The 9660-nt window shown below is 70.1% G+C and carries 10 protein-coding genes; all 10 read left to right on the plus strand.

The features are described 5' to 3' along the window. The first annotated feature begins 117 nt into the window (after positions 1 to 117). The gene (locus tag PV363_RS12825; protein WP_301022513.1) at positions 118 to 1323 is read left to right on the plus strand and encodes a substrate-binding domain-containing protein; all 1206 of its coding nucleotides are present in this window, start codon (positions 118 to 120) and stop codon (positions 1321 to 1323) included. A 30-nt stretch (positions 1324 to 1353) separates the two neighbouring features. After that, on the plus strand, positions 1354 to 2118 hold the full coding sequence (locus tag PV363_RS12830; RefSeq protein ID WP_301022514.1) for an ABC transporter ATP-binding protein: 765 nt from the start codon (positions 1354 to 1356) through the stop codon (positions 2116 to 2118). Further along, positions 2115 to 2849 (plus strand): ABC transporter ATP-binding protein, encoded by a 735-nt coding sequence (locus tag PV363_RS12835; RefSeq protein WP_301022515.1) that lies wholly within the window; start codon positions 2115 to 2117, stop codon positions 2847 to 2849. The genes PV363_RS12830 and PV363_RS12835 overlap by 4 nt, the downstream gene beginning before the upstream one ends. Continuing rightward, the gene (locus PV363_RS12840; RefSeq protein ID WP_220344956.1) at positions 2846 to 3721 is read left to right on the plus strand and encodes a branched-chain amino acid ABC transporter permease; all 876 of its coding nucleotides are present in this window, start codon (positions 2846 to 2848) and stop codon (positions 3719 to 3721) included. Before PV363_RS12835 ends, PV363_RS12840 begins: the two co-directional genes overlap by 4 nt. Beyond that, positions 3718 to 4794: a branched-chain amino acid ABC transporter permease gene (locus tag PV363_RS12845; protein ID WP_220344957.1), complete on the plus strand. Its 1077-nt coding sequence runs from the start codon at positions 3718 to 3720 to the stop codon at positions 4792 to 4794. The genes PV363_RS12840 and PV363_RS12845 overlap by 4 nt, the downstream gene beginning before the upstream one ends. Then, on the plus strand, positions 4791 to 6368 hold the full coding sequence (locus tag PV363_RS12850) for an AMP-binding protein (protein WP_301022516.1): 1578 nt from the start codon (positions 4791 to 4793) through the stop codon (positions 6366 to 6368). Before PV363_RS12845 ends, PV363_RS12850 begins: the two co-directional genes overlap by 4 nt. Continuing rightward, on the plus strand, positions 6365 to 7036 hold the full coding sequence (locus tag PV363_RS12855) for a TetR/AcrR family transcriptional regulator (RefSeq protein ID WP_301022517.1): 672 nt from the start codon (positions 6365 to 6367) through the stop codon (positions 7034 to 7036). Before PV363_RS12850 ends, PV363_RS12855 begins: the two co-directional genes overlap by 4 nt. Further along, positions 7033 to 7785 (plus strand): 3-hydroxybutyrate dehydrogenase, encoded by a 753-nt coding sequence (locus PV363_RS12860; protein ID WP_220344960.1) that lies wholly within the window; start codon positions 7033 to 7035, stop codon positions 7783 to 7785. The genes PV363_RS12855 and PV363_RS12860 overlap by 4 nt, the downstream gene beginning before the upstream one ends. Beyond that, positions 7782 to 8720, plus strand: coding sequence for an alpha/beta hydrolase (locus PV363_RS12865; RefSeq protein WP_301022518.1), 939 nt, complete (start codon positions 7782 to 7784; stop codon positions 8718 to 8720). Before PV363_RS12860 ends, PV363_RS12865 begins: the two co-directional genes overlap by 4 nt. Positions 8721 to 8762: 42 nt before the next feature. Next, the coding region (locus PV363_RS12870; RefSeq protein ID WP_301022519.1) for a sulfatase-like hydrolase/transferase at positions 8763 to 9660 on the plus strand (898 nt) is incomplete at its 3' end.

Consider the following 9660-nt stretch of genomic DNA (forward strand, 5'->3'; position numbering starts at 1 on the left):
TGCCCGCGCCCCAGCGCGACCAGCCGTGTGGTTGACATCACATCCTCCGGAGCCCTACGTTTCTGGAACCCGAATCAGGTTTCAGGTTCGGTCCTTTCAGGGAGGAAAGGCACGGAGATGAGCACACGGAAGAACACTCGCCGCACCCTCGCGGCCCCCATCGCAGCGCTCGCCGCAGCGCTCACCCTCGCGGCATGCGCTCCGTCGTCGGACGACGACGCCGCGGCTGACGGCGACACGGTCGAGGTCGGAGTCATCACGTCCAAGTCCGGGCCCCTCGCCGCGTACGGCAAGGCCTACCTCGAGGGCTTGGAGGCAGGTCTCGACCATGCGACCGACGGTACGAACGAGGTCGACGGCACCACGATCGAGATCACCGAGGGCGACGACGCCGGCGACGTCGACAAGGCCGTGCAGCTCTCCAAGGAATACATCGGCGACGGTGTGAAGATCATCGCCGGCACGGCGTCCTCCGGCGTGGCGCTCGCGCTGGCCGAGCAGGCCGAGCAGAACAAGGTCCTCTACATCGCCGGGCCTGCAGCAGCCGATGCCGTGACCGGCATCAACGACTACACGTTCCGATCGGGACGGCAGAGCTTCCAGGACGTCGCGACGGCGGCGACCTTCCTCGAGGAGGTTCAGGGCAAGACGATCACCGTCCTCGCCCAGGACAACGCCTTCGGTCAGGGCAACGTCGCCGCGGTCCAGGCGGTGCTGGGTGCCGGCGGCAAGGGTGGGACCGTCAAGCCCGTCCTGGTGGCGGAGGACGTCACGGAGTTCACCTCCTTCGCCCGCCAGGTGGTCAACAGCAAGCCCGACCTCGTCTTCGTCGCCTGGGCCGGTGCGAGCTCGGGCAGCATGTGGCAGGCACTGGAGCAGCAGGGAGTCTTCGACGCTGCACCGGTGGTGACCGGCCTCGGGGACGTCGCCACGTACGGCGCCTACGGACCGGCCTCGGCGAAGATCAACTTCCTGAGCCACTACTTCGGCACCGCGACCGACAACGAGGTCAACAAGGCGCTCGTGTCCTACCTCGAGGAGAACGGCAGCCAGCCCGACCTCTTCTCGCCGGACGGATTCGTCGCCGGACAGATGATCGTCCGCGCGGTCGAGGAGGGCGGCGACGACGTCGACGCGATGGTGAAGGCGCTCGAGGGCTGGTCGTTCGACGGTCCCAAGGGCGCGACCACCATCCGTGCCAGCGACCACGCGCTGGTCCAGGACATGTTCCAGGCCAAGCTCGTCGCCGATGGTGACGCGTTCGTGCCCGAGGTGGCCAACGTCGTCCCGGCCGACCAGGTCGCCCCGCCCGAGGCGTCGTGACGGCGTGACGCAGAGGAGGACGGCGGCGAGATGACGGCAGCAGCAACGCCCGCGCTCGAGGTCCGAGGGCTCGGTCTGCGGATCGGGGGAGCGACCATCCTGGAGGGGATCGACCTCACCGTCGACCGGGGAGCGATGGTCGGGATCATCGGCCCGAACGGCGCAGGCAAGACCACCCTGTTCAACGTGATCTCCGGCCTGACCGCTCCCACCGAGGGCGCGGTGCTGCTCGACGGCGAGGACGTCACCGCGATGTCGGTGCCGAAGCGAGCGCGTGCGGGACTGGGGCGCACCTTCCAGACGTCGAGCCTGTTCCCCGATCTCAGCCTGCTCGAGAACGTCAGGCTGGCGGCACAGGTCTCACGCGGAGGCAGCCTCTCGGTCGTCCGGTTCCCGCGGCGCAGCGACGCCGCCAGCCGGGCAGCCGTGGACCACCTCGACGAGGTGGGGCTCGCCGGCAAGGCTGACGTCGCCGCCGGCGGCCTCTCGCACGGCGACAAGCGAAAGCTCGAGATCGCCGTCCTCCTCGCGTGCCACCCGGACGTCATCCTGCTCGACGAGCCGATGGCAGGTATCGGGTCGGGTGACGTCGCCGGGCTCGGCGCGATCATCCGCTCGCTCCACCGCGACAAGGGATGCACCGTCCTGATGGTCGAGCACCACATGGATGTGCTGCTCGGCCTCGTCGACAAGGTGGCCGTCCTCCACTTCGGCCACCTTCTCGCGTACGACACACCCGCGGCCGTGATGGCTGATCCGACCGTCCAGAACGCCTACCTGGGGGCGAGCGCATGACCAGCACGCCCGGTGAGCCGGTGCTCGCCGTCGAGCATCTCCGCGCCGACATCGACGGACAGCAGGTGGTAGAGGACGTCAGTCTCACCGTGCCGTCGTCCGGAGTGACGGCGATCCTCGGTCGGAACGGCGTCGGCAAGACGAGCACGCTCCGCGCCATCCTCGGCCTGATCCACCGCACGGGAGACGTACGGCTCGCCGGCGAGCGCATCGATCGCCTTCCGACGCACAAGATCGTGCAGCGGGGCGTCGGCTACGGGCCCGAGGACCGGGAGGTCTTCGCGAAGCTCACGGTCGCGGAGAACCTCCGGCTCGCCGTACGCACGGCGCAACCCCGCCACGATCTCGTGGACGCGCTGTTCCCCGACCTCGTGGGCCGTCGCGACCAGATGGCGGGAACGCTGTCCGGAGGTCAGCAGCAGATGGTGTCGCTCGCCCGCGCCCTCGTCAACGACAACCGCATCCTCCTCGTCGACGAGCCGACCAAGGGGCTCGCGCCACGCGTCGTCCTGGAGGTCACCGACGCCCTCGAGGAGGCGGCGAAGACGGTGCCGATCCTCCTGGTCGAGCAGAACCTCGACGTCGTACGCCGCCTGGCCGGCCCGGCGATCGTCATCGAGGGTGGTCGCGTCGTCCACACCGGCGACGCCACCGCACTCCTCGACGACGCCGACCTCACGACACGGCTCCTCGGCGTCCACGGTGACATCTCGAGCGAGGTGGCGCGGTGAGCACCGTCGTCCTGCTCGCGGTGACGGGTCTCGGACTCGGGGCCCTCTACTTCCTCGTGGCCTCCGGGCTGTCGCTGATCTACGGCCTGATGCACGTGCTGAACTTCGCGCACGGCAGCTTCCTCACGCTCGGGGCATTCCTCGGCTGGATGGTCGCGCAGCGGATCGACGCGACGAGCTGGCTCGGGTTCGCGGTGTCGATGCTGGTGGGCGCGGCCGTCGGTGCGCTGGTCGCGGCGCTCACCGAGCTCGTCCTCATCCGCCCGCTCTACGAGCGTCACATCGAGCAGGTCCTGGTCACCGTCGGACTGTCCCTGGCGACGGTGGCCCTCTTCGAAGGCATCTGGGGGTCGGACGCGCGCTTCATCCGCGGGCCGGAGTGGCTGGACCGTACGACCTCGATCGCCGGAGCTGCGATCCCCAACGACCGGTTCGTGGTGATCGCGGTCGCCGGCGTCGTGCTCGTCGCGATCGTGATGTTCCTGCGGCATACCCGCTACGGGATGATCATCCGCGCGGGCGTGGAGAACCGCGCGATGGTCACCGCGCTCGGGATCGACGTCCGTCGCTCGTTCACGCTCGTCTTCACCATCGGCGGGGCCGCGGCCGGACTCGGGGGTGTCCTGGCGTCGCACTACTTCGGCTACGTGTCGCCGAGCCTCGGCGGCTCGCTGCTGATCTTCGCGTTCATCGTCACGGTGATCGGCGGACTCGGCTCGCTCACCGGTGCGGCGGTCGCCTCGGTGCTGGTCGCGCTGCTGCAGCAGTTCGCCAACTACTACCTCTCGGGCACGGGTGACTTCGTCGTCGTGCTCGCGCTCGCTGCCGTCCTGCTCGTACGCCCCACCGGACTGATGGGAGCCCGCGCATGACTCGCCCACCGATCCCCGCCGCCGTCGGCGGCACGGCGCTGATCGTGCTCATGGCGGTGCTGCCGCTGCTCAACGTGCGCGTCCCCGGCATCCTGCCCGGTGCCACCTACCAGCCGGGCGCGTTGAGCCTGCTCGCTCTGTGCATGGTCTTCGCCGCGCTCGCGCTGTCGTACAACCTCATGCTCGGCACCGCGGGACTGCTCTCGTTCGGTCACGCGCTCGCCTTCGGCGCCGGAGCGTACGGCTTGGGGATCGTCCTCGAGCGCACGGGCCTCTCGCTGTGGTCCGCGCTGCTGGTCACGCTGGTCGGCTGTTTCGTGGTGGCCCAGGTGGCGGGCGCGATCAGCCTCCGCGTCACGGGGATCCCGTTCGCCATGGTCACCCTCGCGTTCGCCCAGGCCGCGTCCGTCCTCGTCCGACGTAATCCCGGGGGTTCCACCGGTGGCGACGAAGGACTCAGCCTGGCCACCGCCCAGGTCCCGGAATGGATGGTGGGCGTGGCGAACACGCGGAACCTCTACTGGATGACGCTGGCGATGCTGGTGCTCGTCTACGCGGTCGTCGTGTGGATCGACCGTTCGAGGGTCGGCCACGTCGCGGCGGCCACGCGCGAGAACGAGCTGCGGGTGCGCGTGCTCGGGATCCGGCCGTACGCGGCGAAGCTGGTCGTCTTCACCGTCGCCGGCGTGCTCGCCTCGTTGACGGGTGCGGTCTATCTCCTGCTGCAGAGCGGGACCGTGCCCCGGGTGGTGTCCGCCGATCTCACGATCACGATCCTCGTCATGGTCGTCCTCGGCGGCGTCGGGTCGCGCTGGGGGGTGATCGTGGGCGCCGTCGTCTACACGGTGCTCAACCAGCGGCTGTCCCTGCTCGCACACTCGGACACCGTGGAGTCGCTGCCGGCGGTGCTGCGCGTCCCGCTCTCCGAGCCCATGTTCATCCTCGGCACCGTGTTCATCCTCGTGGTGATGTTCTTCCCCGGTGGGATCGCGGGCGCAGCCCGGGCCACGACCCGCACCCGGACGCGTCGTGAGGGTCGCGACGAGTCTCCGCTGGCAGAGTCGGCAGCATGACGCAGAAGCCGTGGCCGAGCTCCGACGAGGGCGCCCACACGCTCGGGCGGTGGCTGGTCGACCGGTCCCGCCAGGACCCCGACGCCGTGGCGATCGACGACCGCGGCGTCACCATCACCTACGGGGCGCTCGCCCGACGGTCGAGCGATCTGGCGTGTGCCCTGCAGGACGCCGGGTACGCCCCCGGTGACCGCATCGCGACGCTGACCGGCAACTCCATCGACCACGTCGTCGTCTTCTTCGCCTGCGCACAAGCCGCTCTCGCGCTGGTGCCGCTCTCGTGGAGGTTGACCGCGAACGAGCTCGCAGAGCTCGTCGCGACGGTCGATCCGGCGCTCGTGCTGGTGGAGGACGAGTACTCCGCACTCGGGCGCGAGACCCTGACCCGGCTGCCGACGGTGCCACCGGTGGCCGAGCTCGGCACCACCGGTGTCGAGGCAGCCGTCCCACCGTCGATGGGACTGAGGGGCACCGTCGACGGCGACCTGGTGGCACCACGCCCTGCCCGCGACGACGACGCTCTGCTGGTGATCGTCACCTCGGGGAGCTCCGGACGACCCAAGGCGGTCGTCCTCACCCACGCGAGCTGCTTCTGGAACAACCTGGCGCTCGGCCAGGCGGTGGAGATCACCTCGTCGGACGTCGTGCTCGCGACCCTGCCGCAGTTCCACGTCGCCGCCTGGAACATCCAGCCGCTGCTCGCCTGGCGGGCCGGCGCCACGGTGGTGATCGAGCGCTCGTTCCAGCCCTCCCGGGTGTTGAGCCTGATCAGGGAGCGCCGGATCACGGCGATGATGGGCGTGCCGACGCAGTACCACCTCCTGGCGGAGGATGCGCTCTTCCCCGAGGCCGACGTCTCCAGTCTCTGCGTGGCCATGTCGGGCGGGTCGGCGATGCCGTACCCGCTCTGGCGCCGATGGGCCGACCGCGGCGTGCGGATCACCCAGGGCTACGGGCTCACCGAGGCCGGTCCCAACGTCCTGATGCTGCGTGCCGACGAGGCGGAGGCCCACCCCGGCGCGGTGGGGCGGCCCTATCCGTACGTCGACGTGGGACTGCGGGACATCGCGACCGGCGAGGACGTCGTCGGTCCCGGCACGGGTGAGCTGTGGGTCCGCGGGCCGAGCCTCTTCGCCGGATACCTCGGCGATCCGCGCTCGACAGCCGAAGCGCTTGTCGCCGGCCGGTTGGCGACAGGCGACCTCGCGAACCGCGACGCAGACGGGTGCTACCGCATCGTCGACCGGTTGAAGGACATCTACATCAGCGGTGGCGAGAACATCGCACCCGCCGAGATCGAGGCGGCGATCGCTGCGCACCCGCTGGTGGCCGACGTTGCGGTGGTCGGCGTCCCCGACGACGTGTGGGGCGAGGTGGGTGCCGCGTTCGTGGTGCCGCGGTCGGGGGCTCGCCTCACCGCGGACGAGATCCAGACCTACCTCCGCGGGAGCATCGCGGGTTTCAAGGTCCCCAGGGACGTACACGTGCGCGAGGTGCTCCCTCGCAGCGCTCTCGGGAAGATCGTCCGGCCGCGACTGCGTGAGGACGCCATGACGACAGGGGGACAGAAATGAGCAGTGCCGCCGACGACTTCCGGCTCGACGAGGTGGAGACGGTGTCCTCCGCCCAGGGCCGGCCGCTGGGCAAACGAGGGGAGGCGACCCGTGCTCGGCTTCTCGTCGCGGCCGAGGCGGTGTTCGCCGAGCGCGGCTACCACCACGCCTCCATCGTGATGATCACCGAACGGGCAGGATGCGGGCTCGGCACCTTCTATCTGTACTTCGATTCCAAACAGGCCCTCTTCGAAGCGCTCGTCGTCGACCTGAACCGCCGCGTCCGGCACTCGATGGCCGAGGCGATGAGCGGCGCGCAGAACCGCCTGGAGGCCGAACGTGCCGGCTTCGAAGGGTTCTTCCGGTTCACCGCCGAGCATCCGGCGCTCTACCGGATCGTGCGGGAGGCCGAGTTCGTGTCACCCGAGATGCTCCGGCTGCACTACACCCGCATCGTGGAGGGCTATCGCGCCGGTCTCGCCAAGGCGCAGGCGGCGGGGGAGATCAGTGACATCGATCCCGAGGTCGCGGCGTGGGCGTTGATGGGGATGGGGGAGCTGCTCGGCATGCGCTATCTGCTGTGGGAGCGCGACGCCGACGGAAACCCTCCGGCCGCCGTCCCGGACCACGTGATCGACGAGATGATGCGCCTGGTCAACGGCGGCCTCGCGCCGAAGGAGAGGTCATGACCGACCACCCGCTCGAAGGACGCCGCGCTGTCGTCACGGGAGGGGCCAGCGGGATCGGCCTCGCCTGTGCGCGCGCCCTCGCGGTTCGCGGCGCTGACGTGACGGTCGCGGATATCGACCGGGAGGCGACCGCCCGCGCTGCCGATGCGATCGACGGCCACACCTGGGTGGTCGACCTGGCTGACACGGAGGCCCTCGAGAGCGTGGTCCTCGACACGGACATCCTGGTGAACAACGCGGGGATCCAGCGGGTGGCTGCGATCACGGAGCTCGCTCCCGACGACTTCCGCCTGATCCAGCGCCTGATGGTCGAGGCGCCGTTCCTGCTCGTCCGCGCCGCCCTTCCCTGCATGTACGAGCGGGGATGGGGACGGATCGTGAACCTCTCGAGCGTGCACGGCCTGCGCGCCAGCGCGTACAAGGTGGCCTACGTCGCGGCCAAGCACGGGCTCGAAGGGCTCTCGAAGGTCACGGCGCTCGAGGGTGGTCCGTACGGGGTGACGAGCAACTGCGTGAACCCCGCGTACGTCCGGACACCGCTCGTCGAGAAGCAGATCGGGGACCAGGCGCGGGCGCACGGCATCCCCGAGGAGGAGGTCGTCGAGAAGGTGATGCTCACCGAGACCGCGGTCAAGCGGTTGATCGAGCCGGAGCAGGTGGCGTCGCTCGTCGCGTGGCTGTGCTCCGAGGACGCAGCGATGGTGTCCGGTGCCTCGTACACGATGGACGGCGGGTGGACCGCGCGATGACGCAGCGCTACCGCACCCTCGACGTCCCGGTACGAGGGGGTGACCTGCGCGTCGGGATCTGGGATGCGACCGACATCGCGGCGCCCACGCTCCTGCTCGTCCACGGCGTCACGGCGTCGCACCGGTCGTGGGACCTTCTCGCTGCGCGCCTTCCCGGTGTCCGGCTCGTCGCTCCCGACCTTCGAGGGCGGGGCCGCAGCAACGCCGTCACGGGACCTGCGGGCATGACGGCGCACGCGGACGACCTGGCCTGCGTACTCGATGCCGTCGGTGCCCAGGCGGTGACCGTGGTCGGGCACTCGATGGGCGGCTTCGTCGCCTGCGTCCTCGCTGACCAGCACGCGGAGCGTGTGCGCAGCCTGGTCCTGCTGGACGGAGGGCTGCCGCTGGACGTCCCCGCAGGGCTCGATGCGGACCAGGTGATCGCGATGGTGCTCGGGCCGACCGCGGAGCGCCTCGCCATGGAGTTCGCCGACACCGACGCCTACCTCGGGTTCTGGCGGCGGCACCCGGCGTTCGCCGAAGCCTGGTCCCGCGAGCTCGAGGACTACCTGGCGTACGACCTGGTCGGGGAGCCGCCGCGCCTACGGGCGGCGACGAGCTACGCGACGATGGCCGAGGACACGGTGGACCTCAACGGCGGCGCCGCTCCGGTGCAGGCACTGGCACGTCTGCGCCACCGGACCCTGTTCGTCACGGTGCCGCGAGGCCTTCTCGACGACGAACCCGGGCTCTATTCCGACGACCGCATCCCCGCCCTGCTCGCGGGCACCCCGAGCGTCCGGCACTGCCGCGTCGACGGTCTGAACCACTACACCCTGGTCCTGTCCGCGTCCGGGGCGGATGCCGTGGCGGGTCTCATCCGCGAGGAGATCGCCGCAGCCTTTCGCTCATCCCGACCGAGAACCTCGACCCCTGACCCGACGCGTCACTAGCCTCGAACGGCTGCACGACTCACCTCGTGCCAGAAGCGAAAGGTGACCACGCCCATGTCGATTCCTGAGGCCTCCGAGCACGTCCCCGAACCCACCCGGCGCACCGTGCTCCGTGGCATCGCTGCGGGTGCTCTCACGCTGACGGTGGCGCCGAGCGCGGTCACCCGCGCGGACGCCGTGACGTGGCGACGCCGGCGGCGACCGAACGTCCTGGTCATCTCGATCGACGATCTCGGCTGGGACGAGATCGGCTGCTGCGGGACGAGCTTCAACGAGACCCCGCACATCGATCGCCTGGCACGCGAAGGCCTGAGGTTCGAGTCGGCGTACGCGGCGGCGTCGTTGTGCTCGCCGACCCGCGCGGCGCTCGTCACCGGCCTCTATCCCGCGCGGACGGGCATCACCGACTTCCTGCGCGGGGAGCCGGCGCCGAGCGACAAGCACCTCTCGACCGACCTCCGCACGGTGCCCGACGTTCTCGGACCGTACGGATACACGACCGGCCTGATCGGCAAGTGGCACCTGACCGAGCGTTACTCCGGCGACTACCGGAGCCGTCCCGGCAACCCCTTCGCGCACGGCTTCGACGAGGCGATCGCCTCCGAGGAGCTCTACATCGGCGACGGCGACTACTTCCACCCGTACTCCTTCATGCCGAGCCTCCCGGCGCGCGAGCCCGGCGAGTACCTCACCGACAGACTGGCTCAGGAGGCCGTCGACTTCGTCACCCGCCACCGCGACGAGCCGTTCTTCCTCCACCTGTCGAACTACGCGGTCCACACGAGCCTGGACGCGAAGCCCGAGCTCGTGGCGAAGTACCGCGCGAAGCCCGGCGCAGACGAGTCGCCCAACCGGCCGGTGCTGGCGGCGATGCTCGAGAGCATCGACGACCAGGTCGGGCGCATCGCCGCGACGCTCACCGATCTGGGGATCGCCGAGG

This window comes from Mumia sp., assembly GCF_028803055.1.
Classification (GTDB): Bacteria; Actinomycetota; Actinomycetes; order Propionibacteriales; family Nocardioidaceae; genus Mumia.